This window comes from Paenibacillus nasutitermitis (assembly GCF_014641075.1).
GTDB classification, from domain to species: Bacteria; Bacillota; Bacilli; order Paenibacillales; family Paenibacillaceae; genus Paenibacillus_Z; species Paenibacillus_Z nasutitermitis.
The window spans coordinates 178,243-198,608 of record NZ_BMHP01000005.1 but is presented as its reverse complement, the minus strand read 5'-3'; the positions used below and the strand labels follow the sequence as shown (position 1 = coordinate 198,608).

General features: G+C 49.1%; 18 protein-coding genes and 2 pseudogenes. 15 read left to right on the top strand and 5 right to left on the bottom strand.

Annotated features, from left to right (window positions below):
• The first annotated feature begins 41 nt into the window (after positions 1-41).
• Both IEY46_RS28340 and IEY46_RS28335 read left to right on the top strand, forming a co-directional pair.
• A pseudogene (locus IEY46_RS28340) lies at positions 42-426 on the top strand (SRPBCC family protein).
• A 181-nt stretch (positions 427-607) separates the two neighbouring features.
• A pseudogene (locus IEY46_RS28335) lies at positions 608-1,129 on the top strand (NAD(P)H-dependent oxidoreductase); the annotation flags it as partial.
• Between the two features lie 107 nt (positions 1,130-1,236).
• On the opposite strand, the gene IEY46_RS28330 reads toward IEY46_RS28335, so the two are convergent.
• Positions 1,237-1,563: a winged helix-turn-helix transcriptional regulator gene (locus IEY46_RS28330; RefSeq protein ID WP_308422850.1), complete on the bottom strand. Its 327-nt coding sequence runs from the start codon at positions 1,561-1,563 to the stop codon at positions 1,237-1,239.
• A gap of 174 nt (positions 1,564-1,737) precedes the next feature.
• Between IEY46_RS28330 and IEY46_RS28325 the strand changes: the two genes are divergently transcribed.
• From IEY46_RS28325 to IEY46_RS28310, 4 genes are all read left to right on the top strand, one after another.
• Positions 1,738-2,847 carry a Gfo/Idh/MocA family protein gene (locus tag IEY46_RS28325; RefSeq protein WP_308422849.1) on the top strand — a complete coding sequence of 370 codons (1,110 nt, stop codon included), beginning with the start codon at positions 1,738-1,740 and terminating at the stop codon, positions 2,845-2,847.
• Between the two features lie 421 nt (positions 2,848-3,268).
• Complete coding sequence (gene mqo, locus IEY46_RS28320; RefSeq protein WP_188997497.1) at positions 3,269-4,768, top strand: malate dehydrogenase (quinone); 1,500 nt, start codon at positions 3,269-3,271, stop codon at positions 4,766-4,768.
• Between the two features lie 339 nt (positions 4,769-5,107).
• Complete coding sequence (locus IEY46_RS28315; RefSeq protein ID WP_188997496.1) at positions 5,108-5,773, top strand: YdeI/OmpD-associated family protein; 666 nt, start codon at positions 5,108-5,110, stop codon at positions 5,771-5,773.
• 97 nt (positions 5,774-5,870) lie between these two features.
• Positions 5,871-6,263 carry an MmcQ/YjbR family DNA-binding protein gene (locus tag IEY46_RS28310; RefSeq protein WP_188997494.1) on the top strand — a complete coding sequence of 131 codons (393 nt, stop codon included), beginning with the start codon at positions 5,871-5,873 and terminating at the stop codon, positions 6,261-6,263.
• A 151-nt stretch (positions 6,264-6,414) separates the two neighbouring features.
• On the opposite strand, the gene IEY46_RS28305 is transcribed toward IEY46_RS28310, so the two are convergent.
• On the bottom strand, positions 6,415-7,332 hold the full coding sequence (locus tag IEY46_RS28305; RefSeq protein WP_188997493.1) for an aldo/keto reductase: 918 nt from the start codon (positions 7,330-7,332) through the stop codon (positions 6,415-6,417).
• A gap of 435 nt (positions 7,333-7,767) precedes the next feature.
• On the opposite strand from IEY46_RS28305, the gene IEY46_RS28300 reads away from it, so the two are divergent.
• From IEY46_RS28300 to lepB, 4 genes are all read left to right on the top strand, one after another.
• Positions 7,768-8,256: a hypothetical protein gene (locus tag IEY46_RS28300; protein WP_188997491.1), complete on the top strand. Its 489-nt coding sequence runs from the start codon at positions 7,768-7,770 to the stop codon at positions 8,254-8,256.
• A gap of 56 nt (positions 8,257-8,312) precedes the next feature.
• A complete protein-coding gene (locus tag IEY46_RS28295) occupies positions 8,313-9,077 on the top strand; it encodes a hypothetical protein (protein ID WP_188997490.1) in 765 nt (254 codons plus the stop codon).
• A gap of 162 nt (positions 9,078-9,239) precedes the next feature.
• Positions 9,240-9,791, top strand: a complete 552-nt coding sequence (locus tag IEY46_RS28290; protein WP_188997488.1) for a hypothetical protein — start codon at positions 9,240-9,242, stop codon at positions 9,789-9,791.
• Positions 9,775-10,338 carry a signal peptidase I gene (lepB, locus tag IEY46_RS28285; protein WP_188997486.1) on the top strand — a complete coding sequence of 188 codons (564 nt, stop codon included), beginning with the start codon at positions 9,775-9,777 and terminating at the stop codon, positions 10,336-10,338. The genes IEY46_RS28290 and lepB overlap by 17 nt, the downstream gene beginning before the upstream one ends.
• A 46-nt stretch (positions 10,339-10,384) precedes the next feature.
• Here lepB and IEY46_RS28280 read toward each other — a convergent pair whose 3' ends face one another.
• A complete protein-coding gene (locus IEY46_RS28280; protein ID WP_188997485.1) occupies positions 10,385-11,026 on the bottom strand; it encodes a response regulator in 642 nt (213 codons plus the stop codon).
• Between the two features lie 134 nt (positions 11,027-11,160).
• On the opposite strand from IEY46_RS28280, the gene IEY46_RS28275 reads away from it, so the two are divergent.
• From IEY46_RS28275 to IEY46_RS28265, 3 genes are read left to right on the top strand one after another with little or no spacing between them, the layout of a single operon-like run.
• Positions 11,161-12,717 carry a sensor histidine kinase gene (locus tag IEY46_RS28275; RefSeq protein ID WP_188997483.1) on the top strand — a complete coding sequence of 519 codons (1,557 nt, stop codon included), beginning with the start codon at positions 11,161-11,163 and terminating at the stop codon, positions 12,715-12,717.
• Entirely contained in the window at positions 12,710-13,135 is a 426-nt protein-coding gene (locus IEY46_RS28270) for a response regulator (RefSeq protein WP_188997482.1), read from the top strand. Before IEY46_RS28275 ends, IEY46_RS28270 begins: the two co-directional genes overlap by 8 nt.
• Complete coding sequence (locus tag IEY46_RS28265) at positions 13,132-14,250, top strand: HD-GYP domain-containing protein (RefSeq protein ID WP_188997480.1); 1,119 nt, start codon at positions 13,132-13,134, stop codon at positions 14,248-14,250. The genes IEY46_RS28270 and IEY46_RS28265 overlap by 4 nt, the downstream gene beginning before the upstream one ends.
• 75 nt (positions 14,251-14,325) lie before the next feature.
• Here IEY46_RS28265 and IEY46_RS28260 read toward each other — a convergent pair whose 3' ends face one another.
• Positions 14,326-15,180: an alpha/beta fold hydrolase gene (locus tag IEY46_RS28260; RefSeq protein WP_188997478.1), complete on the bottom strand. Its 855-nt coding sequence runs from the start codon at positions 15,178-15,180 to the stop codon at positions 14,326-14,328.
• Between the two features lie 224 nt (positions 15,181-15,404).
• Here IEY46_RS28260 and IEY46_RS28255 point away from each other — a divergent pair, with 224 nt between their 5' ends.
• Positions 15,405-16,169, top strand: a complete 765-nt coding sequence (locus IEY46_RS28255; RefSeq protein WP_188997476.1) for a MerR family transcriptional regulator — start codon at positions 15,405-15,407, stop codon at positions 16,167-16,169.
• 38 nt (positions 16,170-16,207) lie between these two features.
• Here IEY46_RS28255 and IEY46_RS28250 read toward each other — a convergent pair whose 3' ends face one another.
• Positions 16,208-19,345, bottom strand: a complete 3,138-nt coding sequence (locus tag IEY46_RS28250) for a hybrid sensor histidine kinase/response regulator (RefSeq protein ID WP_373288910.1) — start codon at positions 19,343-19,345, stop codon at positions 16,208-16,210.
• A gap of 355 nt (positions 19,346-19,700) precedes the next feature.
• Here IEY46_RS28250 and IEY46_RS28245 point away from each other — a divergent pair, with 355 nt between their 5' ends.
• Positions 19,701-20,246, top strand: a complete 546-nt coding sequence (locus IEY46_RS28245) for a 50S ribosomal protein L25 (protein ID WP_188997473.1) — start codon at positions 19,701-19,703, stop codon at positions 20,244-20,246.
• Positions 20,247-20,366: the final 120 nt, after the last annotated feature.

Sequence of the window (20,366 nt, the reverse complement as noted above, 5' to 3'; positions counted from 1 at the left end):
GAAATTATTCCTCGCGCGAGTTTGATGTGCCGCGGGAGCTTATGTTTCGGGCCTGGACAACCCCCGATTTGCAGGCTCGTTGGTGGGGGCCGAACGGCTTCACAAATACATTTCACGAGTGCGATGTGAGGCCAGGAGGCACATGGCGATTTACGATGCATGGACCGAATGGCGTGGATTACCCAAACCATAGCGTCTTCGTCGAGACCGTGCCAGTTGAGCGGATTGTGCTTTGATCATCTGTCCGGTCATGAATTTCGCGTAACGGCCACCTTCGAGGACCTGGATGGCCGTACCAATGTTATTTTCCATCAGCTTTTCAAAATAACGGAAGAATTCGAACAGGCCAAAGCATACTGCGTTGAAGGAAATGAGCAGAACTTCGACCGGCTGGGCAAGCTGCTGGCGGAGATGACCTCCTCCTAGCTATGCCAAATATATGAATCTAAACCTCTCGTCGTTCAAGCTCCCTAATCGGGAGCTGGACGGCGATTTTTATTTTGACAACGGGAGGGCGGTGGAGATAGCAAAGAAAGCAAGCTGCTTGCGGCGCAGCCATTCAAGCATCCTCAATAAAACACCTTAGTATGAAGAAGATCGATCGCCTGTCCTTTCAGGGAATAAGGAGAATGCTCATATAGACGAGGTAAAAGTCATGGATTTATATGAAGAAGAATTCAATCCGATCCTGGTTTTTAATGAAAACACACGCAGGAGAGATATGCATGCAGACCCGGATCTTGCCCGATGCAGGGATCAGCCTACGTGGGCTGATAAAATTGTTTTTTATCTATCCCATTTGGTAGGGACGTCCTCCGGCTATGCTCATGGGCTATATCGATCAGCTGTTTGCGTCGGAGTTCACGTATCGGGATACAGGGGGACTTCTGCCGGAGGGTCAGCTGAAGGGAAAGTCGGTGGTATGTATTTCCACTATGAAGGGGCCGGCCTATTACCCGTTGTTACGGCTTTATAACGCTCACAAAACATTAATGCGAAAAGCGCTATTTAATTACGTCGGCATCAAAAAAGTGAAGTTCTTCGAGTTTGGCAGCATGGAGAGTCCGAAGGGCAGGCATAAAGAAAGCTGAACAAGATCTGGCGTTATATTAAAACGGTGGATCGTTAATGGGGGTAACAGTCGGGAAATTGTTGCTTCTGTTAGGCTGAGGCCCCCGCGTTCTGGCGGAAGGCCCCTTTGCCAAATTAGAGTTGCTTATCGGATGAACCAGCATCTTATTCCGGCTTGTCGGCTTTAACGAATCTCTTGCCCCATTCACAGAGCGGATCCAGCACCGTCCGCAGCGACCATCCGCTCTCCGTCAGTTCGTACACGACTTTGGGCGGCACCTCCGGAAAGACGGTGCGGAGAATGAGCCTTTCTGCTTCGAGCTCCTTTAGCTGCTGGCTAAGCATTTTTTGCGTGACGGGCGATAGCAACCGCAATATCTCCCCGTTGCGCATTGCACCCTGTTCTGCGAGCAGGCAGAGGATTGCGGTCTTCCACTTGCCGCCGATCCGGTCCAGCGTTGCTTCGGTCGGATTGTTGTACTTTTTTTCCATGCTCATGTCGCCGGAATTCGTCTTGCTATCCTCGAATGTTATGCTTAGCCAACTCCTTCAACGTACCCATTCGGTAACTATATTACAAAAAAGTGCGTACTTTTCTGCTTCGATTATATCGTTCATACTCAGCTTTGTCAGCATGATAGATGAACAAAGTCAGAGGAGGAAGAAATGATGGAAAAGAAAATCCAGTGGGGTGTCGGCATCGTCGGAGCGGGAGGTTGGGGCGGACTTGCTCACGTCCCGGCGCTTGCCGCGCTCGCGGCATATGAGGCCACGGCGGTAACCGGCACGCGGCCGGAAAGCGCGCAGGAGGCGGCTGATCGCCACGGTATCGGGCGTTTCTATACAGATGCGTCGGAGATGGCGAAGCAGCCTGACGTTGACATCGTTGCGGTAACGGTGAAGGTGCCGGAACACGACCGGCTGATCCGGATGGCGCTCGAAGCCGGCAAGGACGTGTACAGCGAATGGCCGCTCGCCCGGACCACTGCGGAAGCAGAGGCGCTTCTTGCGCTTGCGCAGAAGCGGGGAGTAAGTCATATCGTCGGCCTCCAGGCGCGGGGCAATCCAACCGTCCGCTACATCCGGGACTTGATCGCGGAAGGTGCTATTGGCCGTATCCTGGCGGTAAATGTCGTCACTTTGCTGCCTGCCTTTCCCACCTCGAAGGGGACGGTAGACCTGGCGCATGCCTATCTGCTGGATGAATCCAACGGGGCGGATCAGCTGACCATCGGGGCGGCGCATGTACTTGATTCAATCGAATATATGGTGGCACCGTTTATTGAAGTGTCCGCGTCATTGGCCACACAATATCCGGAGATAAATGTACTTGAGACCGGCAAGATGGTTTGGGCGAATGCGCCCGATCACGTGCTTGTCGCCGGTAAGCTGGCCCAAGGCTCGCTGGTATCCGCCCAGTTCGTCAACGCCGGAGCATCGGGCTTTACGCTGCGGATTGTCGGAACCGAAGGTGAGCTGACCGCGACGCCGCGGGACGGGCTGATGTTCCAGATGGATCGGCTGAACCTTAGCCTCGCCCGACCGTCCGGAGAGGTCCGGACACTTGAAGCGCCGGACGGCTACGCTTCGACCATCACGCGGGATCTGCTCCCAGGCCCGATGTATAATGTCGCCCATCTCTACGCGTTATTCGCGGAGCGGCTCGATGGTGGTGAGGCGGAGTTTCCTGACTTCACCCAAGCGGTACGGATGCACCGCCTGATGGACGCCATCCGGGCAGCCTCCAGCACGGGCGTTCGCCAAACTGTGGAGTAAGGCGCGGCGTGCTGACGCCAGAAGAATTTAAACGGTTTTGGATTTCTTTGAAATTTTTGCGATGCATGAAGCGTCGGCTTTTTTATCATATGCTTTTTTTTGTAGCAATTTGAACGTTTGATAATAATATAGAAGTATCAAATGGAGTCCTTGAGGTCCTCTGAACGCCCAGAATGATTCAATTCTAGGCGTTTTTCTCTTCTTGATTTGGAAACGTATGCCATCCCTTAAATTTACCTGCTTTTAAATCGCATATAACTATCATATAATAGTAGATATATTCTTCTATAGTAAACATGATGATCAAATGATGACTGACCCAGAAAAGGTGTGTGACGAGGTCGCACCCTTGTCTTGCTGTGGAGCCCAAGCGGGAACCACCACATCTTTTTTTCAAATATAGCGTGTAAGGACGGTAGAAATGAGCGACAGACAAACCAAAACAGATGTTATCTTAATTGGTGCCGGAATCATGAGTGCGACTTTGGGGACACTACTGAAAGTATTAGCGCCAAACATGAACATTACGGTGTTTGAGAAGCTGGCAAGCGCAGGAGAAGAAAGCTCGAACGAGTGGAATAATGCGGGAACGGGGCATGCTGCATTATGCGAGCTCAACTACACCGCCGAAAAACCGGACGGATCCATTGATATCAGCAAAGCGGTAGACGTGAACGAACAGTTTCAAGTTTCCATGCAGTTTTGGTCTTATCTTGTAAAAAGCAATCTGATTCGTAATCCGCAGGGCTTTATAATGCCCTTGTCTCATATGAGTATGGTACAAGGGGATAAGAACGTCACATATCTTAAAAAACGTTTTGAAGCCATGACAAGCAACCCGCTGTTCCAAGGAATGGAGTTCTCCGAGGATCCGGCAACATTAATGGAATGGATCCCGCTTATTATGAAGGGCCGTACAGCGAATGAGCCGATTGCGGCGACGAAGATGGACTCTGGAACGGATGTTAACTTTGGTGCGCTGGCGCGGATGTTGTTCGACCACCTGAAGGATAAAAAAGTCGATATCCGGTACAAACATAGTGTGGATGATATAGAACGCGCGGGCGATGGCTCATGGGAATTGAAAGTACGCAATGACAGCGGCAAGGTTGAGCGCCATACGGCTAAGTTCGTCTTTATCGGCGGCGGTGGAGGAAGCCTTCCTTTACTTCAAAAATCCGGCATCCCGGAAGGGAAGCATATTGGAGGATTCCCGATAAGCGGACTGTTTATGGTGTGCAATAATCCGGAAATAGTGGCGCAGCATCATGCTAAAGTATACGGCAAAGCCAAGGTTGGCGCCCCTCCAATGTCGGTTCCGCATCTTGATACCCGATTTATCGATAATAAAAAGTCATTGCTCTTCGGACCGTTTGCCGGATTCTCGCCTAAATTCTTAAAGACCGGCTCGATGTTTGATTTGGTGGGTTCGGTAAAACCGAATAATGTGATCACCATGCTGGCGGCAGGCGCAAAAAATCTATCCTTGACCAAGTACCTGATCCAGCAAGTGATGTTATCCAAAGAAAAACGTATGGAAGAGCTGCGGGAGTTCATCCCAAATGCCAAAAGCGAAGATTGGGATATGCTGGTCGCCGGGCAACGCGTGCAAGTGATCAAGGATACGGTTGCGGGCGGTAAAGGAACGCTTCAATTCGGCACGGAAGTGGTCAGCGCCGCAGATGGGTCGATTGCCGCATTGCTCGGTGCTTCTCCAGGCGCATCCACGGCCGTTCCCGTTATGCTTGAAGTCATCCGCAAGTGCTTCCCGCAGCAGCTCAAAGCGTGGGAACCGAAAATAAAAGAAATGATTCCTTCCTATGGCGTATCTCTGGTGAAAAACCCGGAGCTTATCAAGGAGATTCATGCTTCAACGGGGCGGACGCTGGGTCTAAACAGTGAACTGCAAACCGTTAAGTAAACTTCACTCTTCCAACTGTAACGGCCTTCGTCCTGAATTCCACGGGACTTGAAGGCCGTTATTCTTTTGTCGGTTTGTTCCCGGGAAGGATCGTCAATCTGTAACGGATGGCATGTCCGGATCCTGCAGTGCCGTAATACGTATCTTTAGAGATAAAAAGACTTAGTCACCTTATTGTTCCCCTCCGCAATCTATTCATTCAACTGGCAAAACTCGTACAAAGCAAGTTTGGCTGTAGCAAACAAGCCCTTGACCTGAGGCATACTTCAATGTTTATACTTTTCTTGAGACATACTTATTGGTGCATTTACAAATGGCGTAACGGCAGGAGGTTCCATCATGGCAAAAACGATCGTAGAGAAGTTGAACCTGCACAAATATAAAAAAGCGGTTGTATTGTTTCAACCCGAGGGTGAGGATTTATTAGCGGGCCTGGAACAATATGATACGGAGCTTCAAGACGGCGGTTATGATCTCATATTCGCTTTTGTGCTGGATTTGAAGTCCTTGCAGGCACTCGTTAAACGGGTAATCGGGAACGAGCATTTGAACGAAGGTGGTTATTTCTACGCAGCATATCCCAAAAAAGGAAATAAAGTTTATCCGACCTTCATTCATAGGGACGAGCTGCTGGGTGGATTAGGGGCTGACGAAGATGGTTATATTGGGGCAAGCAGCATCAAATTTTCCCGCATGGTTGGGTTAAACGAGGTTTTCACGGTTGTCGGCCTTAAAGCCGATGCACAAACTAAAAATCGCCCATCATCCAAACCCAGTCAAAGCGTCGACGATTATCTGCTCATGATCCCAGATGTGGAGAAAGACTTGCAGGACAACGCTGAAGTGCTTGCCTTTTACCAATCGCTCACTCCGGGGTACCGCAAGGATTGGGCGCGATATGTGTATAGTGCCGTGCAAGAGGAAACAAGAGCCAAACGGCGGGCAGAAATGAAGGCGGTTCTGGCTGAGGGGTATAAAAGCATGGATCTTTATCGTAGAAGATAGCCTTGCAGGCGAAGATATGGCTGCCGGAACGGAAGCGATTGTCAATGCTATTCTCAATACGTAACAAAGAAAAAGAACGGGAAAGGTGGATTCTAACATGAAATCGAAGCAGGGAATGGACATGCTGGAGCGGGTAAGGGCTATTTGCAGTCCCTTGCCGGATGTGGAAGAGGTAATCGACGGTTTTGGCCACAACGTCATGAAGGTAAGGGGGAAGACGTTCATTATGATGGGGGAGAACGATGGCTTCCCGAGTCTTTCGCTCAAATCCAGCAAGGAGGAGCAGTTCCTGCTTCTGGAAAAAGGAGGCTACATCAAAACGCCTTACATCGGCCAACACGGCTGGGTTTCACTTGATAAAGCGGCAGCTCCGGACTGGAGCGGGCTGTCTGTGCTGATCAAGGAGGCGTATCTGCTGGCCGCGCCGAAAAAACTTGTCAAGCAGGTGCTGGAAAGCGATGAAAACAAAGGCTCTGTCGGGGTGGAGTAAGGGACCGTTAGCGCTCAGCCCGGTGCTTTAATGGCGTCACGCGGGCATAGTCCCATTGATGATTCTCCTTCTCCAAAACAAAGCAACCCCAGTCCGCGAAGACCTGAGGTTGCTTTGTTTTGCCCTGTTGTTGTAATCCCATCCTGTTTGGTTATGGAAGCACATTTCCTGCCCCGCGATAGATGGCATACCAATCTTCACGGGAAAGCTGGACTTCGCTTGCTTTGCAGCAATCGATCAAGCGCTCGATATTCATCGTGCCGGTAACCGGCTGCATATGTGCGGGGTGACGCAGCAGCCATGCGATGGCAATCGTCGTATTACTGACTTCATATTTGTCGGCTATTTCATCGATAACCTTGTTCAACTCCGGGAATTTATCATTTCCGAGGAACACGCCTTCAAAGAACCCGTATTGGAACGGCGACCAGGGCTGAATGGTGATATCGTTCAGCCGGCAATAATCCAGCACGCTGCCGTCCCGGTGCACCGCCGCATCATTTTGCATATTGACATTAAATCCGCTGGAGATCATCGTGGCGTTGGTGATGCTTAATTGAAGCTGATTGGTAACAAGCGGCTGCTTGACAGACTTCTTCAGCAATTGGATCTGCATGGGCGTCTGATTGGAAACGCCGAAATGCCGCACCTTGCCTGAGCTTTCAAGCGTGTTGAACGCTTCCGCTACTTCATCCGGTTCTACCAGCGTATCCGGACGGTGCAGAAGGAGAATGTCCAGATAGTCGGTTTTCAGCCGCTTGAGAATGCCGTCTACGGACTCCAGAATATGTTCTTTGGAGAAGTCGAACATACCCTTGCGAATGCCGCATTTGGATTGCAGAATGATCTTCTCGCGAATGCTCTCATTCATCTGAATGGCATCCGCAAATTTTTCCTCGCAGGCACCTGCCCCGTATATGTCCGCATGATCGAAGAAATTGGCGCCTTGTTCCAGCGCAGTCTGAATAAATTGTTCAGCCTCCGCTTTGTTCAGCGAATCAATCCGCATGCAGCCGACTGCAACGACCGGAACCTCCAATGAGCTGGTTCCAAGTTTCATAGTTTTCATGAACAAAGTCCTCCTTTTTGAATAAGCAATCCATACACGCTTTTTGTGCGCATACTATAAAAAGTATAGCTGAATAAGTTGTCCCGCGTAAGAGCTGAAATATTCTATAGTAAGTGAAATCAATTTCATAATTGCATATTCAGCTTAATCTTTCACAATATGTTGATTGTATATTTCCAACAAAACTACATGTAGTGTAAATAAAGCGTTATTTTCTAATTAATGAAATTGATTCAAGTAAATGAAAAGCAACGATAGGAAAGGTCAGGATAAATTCCATCAGGAATCAGCATCTCTCTTCTGGTACGAAAGTATACCATAGTGCCCCTCTAAGGGAGCCGAAACAATCACACTCATGGCTGACGTATCGATTGCTCATCCACGTTATACTTGCTTCAGCGGACAGGTTGATGATCAAAAGGGAGGCCACCTCATGTGAAACGAAAATCCTATACATTGATTGTCGCTTCAGTGGGAATCAGCGCTTTTCTTGCGATTGGCAGCGTGTATGCACAGTCGAACGCAGGTTTGATTTTACAAGATTGGTACAAGGCCAGATCGCATCAGCTTAACGATCGAATGGTTCACTCGACCGTTGTGCAAGGACTGGAGAAAGCCACGCAGAGGGTGAAGCATTCATCAAGCGGCTTGGCAGAACACGCCGATGAGAACCTGGCAAAGACGCTGGATGCCGGCAGTAAAGAGGTTATAACGGGCATTCAATCCGCCAGCGAAGCTTACAGGGTTCAAATGGAGCAAAAGATGAATGAACTATCCGAAGCCATCAAGAATCAGAAGCTTGATCCTTACATAAGTACGGCGACTAGCAAGAGCAGTGATGAGCTCGAGAAATTTGCTGAGGACACCATCGAACAATTAACACAGCAGTTAGATGGCGGCGAAGGCCGTGCAGACAGCAATTAGAATCAAAGAGTCTAAATGATTAAACCAATAAACTCAAAAAAAGGAGATTGACAAGAATGAAGATGAAAAACAAAGTAGCAGCCGGGGTAGTCGTTGTTGGAATGGTAGCTTCCATGGGATCTGTATTCGCAGCAACCAATGCAGGCACACAATTGCAAGGCTGGTATAACACAGCTTCGGCTGCCGTGAAGAACGTTATTGCTGGAGACTTTGCAAGCTACTACACAGCTCAAACAACAGCTCATGCAACTGCTGTTGGCGAGTTGAAAGGCCAGGCTCAAAGAGATATCAGAGATGCCGGAAGAGCGCAAGTGGCAAGCATAAACCAATCGATCAATAACCAGGTAAATGAGTATACCGGCCAAATCAACACGGCACAAGCTGCTATCGCAAGCAATATGCCGGCTGAGTATGATGCAGTCGTATCTGCAACGAATTCGGATACAAATACGGCAATTGCCGGAATCGGTGTGCAAAATAAGAAGGATCTGACAAATGCGATTAAAAACCACAAAGAAACGTACCTTAATCGACTTGATACAGAAGTAGCTCCGACTCAAACGGCGGCTGTTCAGGCATTGAATGATAAAATCAGTGCGGCAAAATCAGAGCTGAGCGCGCTGCTTGCAGCAGAGCAAACAGAAGCAACGAACGAAATCAAATCAAACCTGGATAACAAAATCGCTGCACTGGAAGCTGAGCTGAAGGTTCTGACGGATAACGGCGTTGCAGCAGCAAAAGCTGAAATCGCAGCTAAAGGCGCAGTGGTGCTTGCTAACAGCTTGAATGAATTGGATGCCATCGTTCAAGGGATCAACTAGTCTCCAACATGGCGAGTAAAACCGAAGGAAGCCCTGTAACAGGGCTTCCCGGTTATTTTTTTAAACCTTATAGAATTCATAGGTGTCACTCTTATACATCTCTATAAGGTCTAAGGGAAGAAACTAACTTTGCCACCAGATTGGGAAGGAGCTGCAGATGGAATGAGGAAGAAGGAAGAACGTAAGATGGCGTGGCCCAAGAAAAAAATCGCAGCTGGAATTGTTTCTTTAACCATCGCCTTCACGGCGACAACGGGTATTGCTTATGCAGACATAGACCTTGCAGGTTTGCTCCAGTCCTGGTTCAACAAGAAGACGGAAATCGTCATGGAGAGCCTGGGACAATCCATACAGTCTGAGACCGATAAGCAGAAGATCCTGTTAAAGGAAGAATTGCAGCTTCGACTTCAGGCGTCCGCTACGGAATTGGATGCGTATACGGAAGAACAGAAAAGGCTGCATACGGAGGCCATTAAGCAATATGCAGCAGCTCTGATAGCAAACATGGATATCGATAATGAGCAGGACCGCCAGCAAATGTTGGACAAGCTCCAGATAATTACGGACAGCGCCCAGGAAGCGATGAATGCACTCGCAGGAAGCTATGTGCAGCCCCAGTTGACATTCATTCCTTTAGAAACGCCAACCGTCACGGACGCTGTGTACGGAAATGAATCGTCAGGCGGTGACACGAAGAATGACGGAAGAAATTGAAGTCAAGAGCCAAAGAGCATCCTTGACTCGGAAGAAGAAGGGCGTATGGGGCTGGATACGGTTCTTCCTGATTGTGGGAGCCGCATTTATTATCATTAATAATCTGACCGGCATCGTGAAAGTTTCCGGTAATTCCATGAACCCCACGCTGCAGAGCGGTAATATTTTGCTGATCAATAAGTTTTCATTGTTCCTTGGCGTCCCTAAATACGGGGATGTCGTGGTAATCAAAGAGGACCGATTGGGCTATAGCATCGTGAAAAGGGTTATTGCCGTTGAGGGCGATAAAGTCGCGATTGTTGACGGCGTTACCTATGTGAATGGAGCGCCGCTGGTCGAGCTGTACACGTATGGACAGTCGGAAGACATGGAAGAGATGACCATGGGGATCGATGAACTGTTTGTTGCAGGTGACAACCGCAATTTGGGTGAAAGCCTGGACAGCAGAGACCCTCAGCTGGGACCTGTCCATATCGGCGATATTAGAGGCTATGCCGCTTTGTCACTTTGGCCGATGCATCGCATTTCCAAGCCGTTAAAGCTGTAGTCCGACGGGCATCCCGGGGTTTCGCCAGGACTCACAGGCTCTGTTCCTAGCAGAGTTCAAATTGCACAAGCCCTTTCGAAAGGGCATATAAGGCAGCTTGTGTACGATCTGCCAAACCCAGTTTGGATAATATTTGGCTGACGTGTTTTTTGACCGTAAATTCCGTAATAAAGAGATTGCTTGCAATTTCTTTATTAGAACGGCCTTTGCCCAGTGCGATCAGAACTTCAAGCTCTTTGGGGGTCAATTCGGCAAATGCGAGCTCCTGGGTTGTAGGCGCAGTATACATAAGGGAATCCATAAAGACCGGGTCATAATATTTGCGCCCGCGTGCTACAACATCAACTGCGTATAATAAATCCTCTGGCAGCGCCTCTTTAAGACAAATGCCTTCCACTCCCATCGATTGTGCCAGTTGAAGCTCGCTCTTGGTTGCGGAAGAGGTCAAGATCAGATATTTGCAATCATGTCCAAGCCTTCTGGCATCTTGAATAAAATCCAATCCCTTGTCTTCCCCCAAATTCAAATCGACCAGTACCAGATCCGGCAGCGTTTGCACGATAAGCTTCAAGGCTTCCTTAGCATTGGATGCTTCTCCGACGATGTTTATTTTATTTTCCGAGGATACGATCATGCGAATGCCTTGCCGAACGAGCGGATGATCATCGAGAATAATCATTTTTACCATGATTGAACCTCCATATGTAAAAAACTATGCTATACTGTTTTTAGTTAATTAGACCTATCTTTACACTAATTTCCATTGTATACGAAATGAGACTATTTGACTACCGCCAAATTATAAGATCTAGGAGCATATAAATGTTATTGCATAGACATACGAGTTTATATGTATCTATCGGGTGCCGTTGGATCTTATTAATAATCGGCATTCTCCTCTATTCCGGGGAAAACGGGAACGGGTCTGCTGGACTCGTGCTGGCAGCGGTCAGCCTTCAAGCCCTCTACAGCTTCGTATTTCTGAACAAATCACTGGAGCGGGCCGCACGTATCACTATGGGGATAGACATGCTCTTCCAAATCTATCTTCTTTGGTCTGCCGGGGGGATAGCCGGACCGTTTATCTTTTATAGTTTATCCAGCCTGATTATGCTGAAGAAGGTTACAAGATGGAAGACCTACTATGTGAGCACATTCATGTTTCTTCTATTTATTCCTCTTCTTTTTTCATTACTCGAGCGTATTGCGTTGAATGCGTATTTGGCCGCTCACTGGACTTACATGGTTTACGTTATCCTCTTCTATGGCGCGGCGGCTGCCGCACATTACAGCACCGTCAGCATGACCGCTCATATTCGCATATTAGTGATGATCTATTCCTCAAGCCGCATGCAAATGGAAATCAGTCATCAAGGTGCGATTCGTTACATAGAAGAGCTGCTCAAGAAAATTTTAAAGCAGCGCGAGGTTTGGCTCTGTGTAGGCGCACCCGGTCCGCATGAACAAGATCAAAGCTGGATGCATACCTATTTTAGAAATGAACTGAAACAAAACCCCCCAGCCGCTCCTAAGGCATATATCCATTTGCTCTCACCCATCGGAGAAAAGACGCCCTTATATGTAAGGACCTTGCGCGATCGTAATGGAAACGAATATGGGTGGTTGCTGATTCGGGCGGATATAAATGAGCTGTCGATCCTGCAGCATGCTTATATTCAGCTGGTTCTTATCAAATTCCAGGCCCACTACGACATAAACAAGCAAGTAAAGGAGAAGCAGGATAGCGCCGTTGCCATCGAAAGGGACTATATTGCCCAAAATATTCATGACGGCATTGCGCAGGAACTTTTTTTTCTCTCCATTCAGTTATTTCAGCTAAAGAGCCTGATTCCTGCGGACGCCCGGGACGAGGCCATGCCCTTGTTGTCGGAGATGGAGAAGAAGGTCAAAGAAAGCCACCGCGATATCCGCAAATTTATCGTTGAGCTCAAAGGGGAGAAGAGAAGGTTCAATCTCCAGGATGCCATTGAGCGGATGCTTCAGCGAATTACCACGGGTACCGGTGTGGAGCTTGTCTTTGACAATATAGGCTGGATTCCGCAAGAGAGGATCGAAATTGAAGAAACCATCTATCATTTCATTGAAGAGGCAGCCAACAATGTGATTAAGCATGCCAAAGCAACGAAGCTCCAAGTGAAATTAGAAGTCACGAGCGTTCAATGGACGATTCTGATTAGGGACGACGGGAAAGGGATCGAGGACCATCATGAGGATGCCCATCAAGGCAAGTTTGGAATGAAAGGCATGACCAGTCGGATAAAAGCATTAAATGGTTCTATCTCCATTCACTCCGGGGAGTCGATAGGGACAACCATTATGGCTGATATCCCGCGTGAAAGGAGCTTGGCTCATGTATAAGGTCGTTATTGCGGATGACCGCCCCTCGGCCCGCCTAGGTCTGCATATGCTGCTGAATAGCGGGAACGATTATTCCATTGTCGGAGAGGCTGCAGATGGAAATGAAGCGATGGAGCGTTCCGAGGAGCTTCTTCCGGATTTGCTGCTCACGGATTTAAAAATGCCGGGTTTATCGATTATTGAGGCTGCCAATTATCTGAAAACCAAACATCCGGCTATGAAGATTATTATATTGACGGCTTTCGACGATTGCGAAGATATTTACCGCGCCGTGAAAGCGGGGGTTGACGGTTATTTGATGAAGGATACGGACCCCGAACAGATTTTGCAGGCCATACAAGAAGTTATGAACGGATCTACCTTCTTCCAGTCCAAAGAGAACGCTGACTTCATGGGCAGCGATGGGGGGCCTCCATGAATATAAAGAAGCTGATGGCGATGCCGGTTCAGCAGATGATCTTATTATTGGTTGGCGGCATGGCCTCAATGGCGGCCCTTTTTGGAATCATCGATGCGGTATACAGCAGAAGCTTCGATTCCAAGGAAATGATCATGATATCATTGGCTGTGGCGATCCTGGCATGGAGTATGTTCGATTTTCAGAAGAAACTGACCCTTTATATCACCTTTAGCAAGCTTATTGTGGTCTCGTTCTTATTTCTTATTATGGTGGCCGGTTCGATCTATAATCCGATGCTGCCTGGGCAAATGTGGGTTATGCTTCTGATCTTCCCGGTATTGAGCAGTCTGCTCGTTCATCCCAGGGTGTATGGTTATTGTTCGATTATCTTTTTATTGTACGTTATTGTGTATATGGCCTTTGGCGAGGCGGATCAAGGCGTGGAAGGGGATGCTGGGGCGCTTTTTGCGGCGCTGCGCATTTTATTTGTTTTCGGCAGCGTGCTGCTGGGAGGCATAATCATCATTGCCCGCCATCAACAAAAGAAACAGCATGAGGAGCGCGCTTTTCAACAACAGAAGCAGCAGGTGATTCATATGCTGCAATGCTTCATCCCTGTCGGGGAACGCAAAACACAAACCTCACGCCAGGAAATAAGCGAGATGAGCCTGCTGCTCAAGGCATTATGGACAGAGCATGGCGGCCAATCCTCGAAGGATTGGGAGATTGACTTATTGTCGCTGCTGCATTTTGTGAGCCGGGTGAAGCTCCCGGATTATATGTTCGAGAAGGAAGGAAAGCTGTCGGAATTCGAGCTGGAAGTTGTCCAGGAGCATTGTTTCATGGCCAAGGAGCTGTGCGAGGATGTCCCGGGGTTTCTGGAGGTGCAGCATGCATTCCTCTATCATCATGAGAAGATCAATGGCACCGGCTATCCTTACCGGCTCAAAGAAGATCAGATTCCGACGCTCTCGCAAATGCTGGGGCTTGTGGAAGTATTCCTGGCCATGACTACTCCAAGGTCCTACCGGAAAGCGATGACCGAACGCGAAGCTTATGAAGAGATACGGAAGCTGGCCGGGACCTCCTTCCGGGAAGATATCGTTCAAGCATTCGGCAGGGTCATTGGATAATCCCTCAACGCCCCCTGGCAGTGGGGTACTGTGAGGGAGATTGTTCGGTGAGCTTGTGGGGACTCAACCTCCATTTTAGTAATGGCCGTTCAACTTGGAAATCAACCAAGGGCGCAGGATGGGCATTACGCTGGCAGCCTGCATGGCTTGTGTATGATCGAGGCCTTCCAGAAGCGCAACATCCCATCCGAAGGCTTCAATCTCTTCACGCCGGTCTAAGAGTGGCCCGGCGATATTTACCTGTACATCACCCCAACGCTTGCCATAGTCAATCTTGTCGGCAGTTCCTGCAAAACACAGACGGGGACAAGAAATCCCGGATTGGGCTGCCCGGTCATTGAATCCTTGGAGCTCCTGATATAAGGTGACGAACTGTCTAGTCTGAGCCTCGCTCATCGTAACCTCAACCTTGGACCAGTCGAACTCATCGGCAGCTTTCGAGGTGATTTCCGGGACCTGTTGTGTGGAACGGGACATCTCATGAGTGGCCGTAGTGACGCGCAGCATTTCCTTATAAGGGCCCCCGACAGGGGGAAAGCCGCCCATAACAAGCGCCGAGAGCCGGGGCGTCCGGAGGGCGAGCTGCATACCGCTTAGAGCAAGCCAAGAGTAACCGTAATAGGCGAATTGCCCGGCTTCTGCCGCATTGGCGATGGACAGAAGGTCCATTGCAATGTTGGCTGGCGTCAAGGTGTCAGGTTTCGCCGCGCTGAGCACATGACCTTCATAATCGAAGGCGATCACACGAAATGCATCACTCAGACCCTCGATCAGGGAACGTCCAAGAGCCGGGTCTGCCCCCCAGCTTAGCATGGCATCGGCCTGCGGCCCTTCGATGGGGTGCGGGTTTACCGGAAGCAGCAGATTAGGCCCCTCGCCTTGAACCTCTATCTCTATTTCGTTTCCATCATGCATCATAGCTTTGATCATATTTCATCCTCCCGTTTGAATGTCTGATTATGAGCTTCACACCCATTAATATACAACATTCATGCAAGTGGGAAAGTCATCGGTAGATTTCCTCTAAACCAGCAGGGAAGTAGGAGAACGAAGCTTCTTAAAGCACTTTAAGGTTTTAATTTAAGGTTGCGGCCATCGAAAGGTTTGGAGTAACGTATAGCTTATCTTAACTTATCGATGCAGGGAGTGAGAGGATGCGATACTACAAGCCGATAGAGATTGCTCAAGAGCTTCAAATCAGCACAAGCGCTCTAAGGCATTATGAATCCTGGGGGGTCGTTCCTTCACCGGAACGGGGGGAGAACGGATACCGTCTTTATACCAATGTGCATAGAGCTTATTTTCGTTGCCTCCGTGCCTTGATCCCCGGATTCGGCTTCGCGCTTACGTATGACGTGCTTCGTCACATCCAGGCTGCCCAACTGGATCAGGCTTTCTGGCTTGTCAACGCAGAGCAGGCCAAATTATATGAGGAAAAAAGCATCGCCGATCAGACGATTGCACTGCTGCAAGATCCCCATTTAGCATCGGTCGGGGATAAGAAGATGAAACAGGAGATGACGATCGGGGAAGTGGCTTCTCTGACCAATGTGCAAACCTCAGCGATTCGTCATTGGGAAAAAGAAGGACTTCTCGTGCCGGACAGGGATCCCGATAATGGTTACCGACTATATACGCCAGTTCATGTGAGGCAGGTTTTGCTCATCAGCAGTTTGCGAAAGACGGTCTATTATTTGGAGAAAATGAAAGAGCTTGTCCAAGCCGTGGAACATCAGAGCATAGATAAAGTAAAAGAAGTCGCCGGAAATGCGCTCGACCGTATTCACCTGCGGAATCGCCAGCAGTTCATCGGGATTCATCAATTAATGGAATTATGTATCGAAACAGGTCTCATAGGCCGCAAGGAAACCGTATTATTACAGGCCAACCATTCCTTTCATCCGGATAAAGAATCATAAATAAGCCCTGTTTGCCTTCTCTTAAGAAGCAAACAGGGTCACACAGACGGGTTACGAAGGTCGTCGGGGATGATGAACGAAACGGTTGTTCCTTCATTGGGCGTGCTGATAATAGATAAGCCCTGGCCGTACAATTGGATTAATCGCCGATTCGTATTGGAAAGTCCGATTCCATTCTTTCCTTTCATGATGGGATTCAGCAGATGATGAACCTGCTTCTGTTCCATGCCCTTGCCATTGTCTTTGATTTCAATAAGCGTATAACTCTTCTGGCGGGCAATCCGAATATGGACCGTACCGCCCTCGGGTTGACTGAGTATTCCATGCTTGACCGCATTTTCAATCAGTGGTTGTACGGAAAGCGGAGGAAGCAGCAGTTGAAGATGAGGTTCCACGTCCCAGACGATGGACAAACGGTCCTCAAACCGGACTTTTTCAATATACAAATAAGCTTCGGCAAGCCTCAGTTCGCGGGAAAGCTCGATCAGCTCTCCGGTGTTGAGTGAATCAAAGCTGATCCGTAAAAAGGATGCAAAGGCATCGCCCAGCTTGCGCATCTTCTCCGTATCGATATGGCTTAACGCCATAATGGAATTCAGCGTATTGAACAGAAAATGTGGACGTATTTGCGCTTGCAGGTAAGCAGCCTCCATGCGCAACCGTTCCTTTACAGATTGTTTCAGCATGGTGAGCGCTCTGATCCGGTAGCGGAGTTCCAGCGCATCCACAGGCTTTGTCGCATAATCACTTGCGCCCGACAAGAATCCGGTATAGATGTCAGCAGGCTGGCTGCGCGCGGTCAGCAGCAGAACCGGAAGCTCCGATAAGTTGTAATGCTCTCTCACTTTCTGCGTCAATTCATACCCCGACATTTGCGGCATCATAACATCGGCAATAAGCAGATCCCACTGCCTGCTTCCGAGTAATGCCAAGGCCTCGCGGGCTGAGGTGGCGGTTGTCACGGTGTACGGCTCCGACGAGAGAATACCAACAAGCACATTAAGGTTGACGGGGTCGTCATCAACGACAAGAATATGGATCGCCCCTTCATCCAAGAGCGGCGGGGCGGATGCGGTGGCTGCCAATTCACCGAATGCGGCGGCTGGATAAATCAAATCCGTGCGGGCTTCTTCAGCCCCATCTGCTAACTGGGGGGAATCAAGAGAGCCGCGCGGCAAGTCGAGATTCGATTCGGCCGCTAACGGCAGGCCAAAACTAAAGATGGAGCCTGCGCCTTCTTCAGAACGAACGGTCAATTCACCGCCGTGCAGCTCCACCAGCTGCTTGCAAATGCTGAGGCCCAGTCCGATGCCTCTCCCATCGTTCACTCCGTAAGATCCTTGTTCATAGGGGAGAAAAACGCGCGCCTGTGCTTCCTCATCGATGCCCACACCGGTGTCCGAAACGTGGATAAGCACCTGTCCGTCCCGTTTCTCCGCAGAGACGCTGATCATGCCTTCTTCCGTATATTTAAGGGCGTTATGCAATAAGTTATACAAAATTTGCACGAGTCTTTTCTCATCGGCCATGACCGGCGGCAGTGATTCGGCGATATTCATTTGGAATTGGACAGGCTTGCCTTCAATCATAAATCGGAGCATGCCGATTACGCCGGGCACGACCGATTGAATGTTCAGAGGCTCTTGCTGCAGCACGATGCGTTGTTCCTGGAGCCTTGCGACATCCAGAAGATCGCCGAGCATATGAGACATGCGGCGGCTTATGGTTATAAGAAGTTCCATATCTTTAAGGCTTTTCTCGTTCATCGTTTCCTTCTCTTTATTAACGACGGTCTGGGCGATATTCATAATACCGTGAAGCGGCGTTCGCAGTTCATGGGACGTATTGGCGAGAAATTGGTCTTTGAGCTTGTCCGTTTTTTTTAACTGTTCGTTCAGACTGGTGTTCTCTCTGGAATGACGGAAATATTTTTTGAACCAGTAAGCGGAAAATCCGACCATCGCCGCAAGGATATCGACCGGGTAATAAACGGGCGCCACGTCTTTGCCAGACTCCGCCAAACTCCATAACAAGTTGGAAATAATGCCTACCGCGGTCAGCAGCAGGAAAACGATGTCTTTGTCGCCTTGTTTCTTGAAGACCATCTCCCCTACGATACAAAGAAACCAAACGAATGGAAAAACATAAAAGAGCGTAAAGACATGGAGGTCGTTCATGTTGTTTACCCATGAAGCGGGTGAGGCCAGCAGGACCCCCGTCACTGAAACGAGTGCGGCAACGTATCCACGCATCCATTTGTTCCGGGGAGGAGCTGATGACAATCTTCGGAAAAGAAGCAGTATAAATAAGTTCTGCCACAAGATAAAGAAAATCCGGATCTTAATCGCCCACGTATAATTGATGGGCAGCCATAACAAGAGGAGTTTATCATGACCGGTAATCACTGCCATCCCGACCGTCCACGTCAACAAGCCTGTAATAAGCAACGCCCGTTCCTGGGGATTGAAGAAGTAAAGGAGCATGGCGTACAAGCCGTGAAGCAGTAAAATAACGAAGGCAACCAACTGAAATCCGATCGAGTACCATCGTACGTAGTCGATTGTAGCCGCTGAGCCAAAGCGGATGGAACGTGTTATCCCGCCTTTCAGGGGTCTATCGAAGTTCGCAGCGCGAATAAGCAGTTCGATCTGTGTAGTGCCTTCTACCGAATAGGAAGCGGTGTAAGACGTACTCCTCGGTGTATATTCATTCGCGTTTGCAGCTGGTTGGCCTAATCCACCAACAATGCTCCCGTTTAATTCGACTTCCGAAGAAGTCTGAATGTCCTGGAACCAGAAGGAAACAGGCTGCTCCAGCGGGTCGATTAGAATGCGAAGCCGGTACGTTCCATACCCGTAGGAGGAGCCGGAATCCGTATGCAGCGCGCTGCTCCAGTTTCCGGGAACGTGTAGATAACGGGAGGTTTCTTCTGCTTGCGGCGTATTTTCATGCGAAACAAAAGCAGAGGGGTAAAACTGCCATTCGCCATTTAATGCGATGGACGGAGAAGTCTCCAAGTCCCAGCCGCGCGCATCGAGTACGCCGCGGACCGCCAGTGGAAAGTCCGAAGTGGGAAACACCCCGGACCAAGCCCATCGCAAACCGAGGAGAACGGAAAGAAATAATAGAATTATAGCTATGTATTTTAGGCTGGCTGCATGTTTTGTGGGCATCATCATACAAAGAGTTTCGACATAAATCGTGTGTTTCCCTTTTATTCATGCTTGCCGCTTTGGGGTTTATTGACGGGCAGGGGCGTGAGCGGCTTGGCGCTTGTAACGTTCCTCACGCCTTGCGATAGACAAAGCGTCGTTTCCATGCTAAGGTGTGAGTATCAGACGGCATTCCACTTCTCGAAGTGGGGTGCCTTCATGCGTATACCGGGATTTTTACATTAAATGTATGCGAGCGTTTTTCCCTGAATTTATGAAGGAGGTGATGCTATGTTTCTCTCTATATCCCCTATCGGGGGAGGTCAGACGGCTGATATAAACCTATGGAGATCAAATGATGATGAGGAGCGGTTATGGCATGCTGACACATTTTCAAGCGGAAGAACGCAATACAATGAATTCATCGGGGATTCGGAATCTGCGCCGGTCAGGCCGGCTGCCAGGCATTGTATTTGGCAGGAATGCCGAGAATAAGATGATCCATTTATCCACAATTGAATTTCAGAAATGGTTGAAGCAAGGGGAGTCCGGCATCATCGGGCTGCAGCTTGAAGGGAAAGAACCGGTATCCGTACTGCTGGAGGACCTTCAGCGGGATCCGGTAACGCGGGATCTGATCCATGTTGATTTCCAGCTGGTGCAAACTCATGAAATTGTGCGCACCAAGCTTCCCGTAAAATTTAAAGGTACGCCGGTCGGTACCAAGCAAGGCGGAGTGGTACAGATCCAATGTGAGTTCATTGAAGTCGAATCGCTTCCGGAGCATTTGCCGACAAGCGTGGAGTTTGACATTAGCGGCATGAACATCGGTGACTCCGTCTATGTGGGAGATTTCGCATTCTCTCCGGAAGTACGGGTGATTTCCGCGGGGAATGAGTTTCTCGTTTCCGTCGTAAAACCGTAGGCTTGCCTAACGGTAGGATATAATGAAGTGAGAGCTGGAAACAAGAATAACGCCGTATTCTGCAGTCGTCTGCAGGATACGGCGTGTTTCTTGTTTAGAGGAAACCCGCTAACAGCCCTG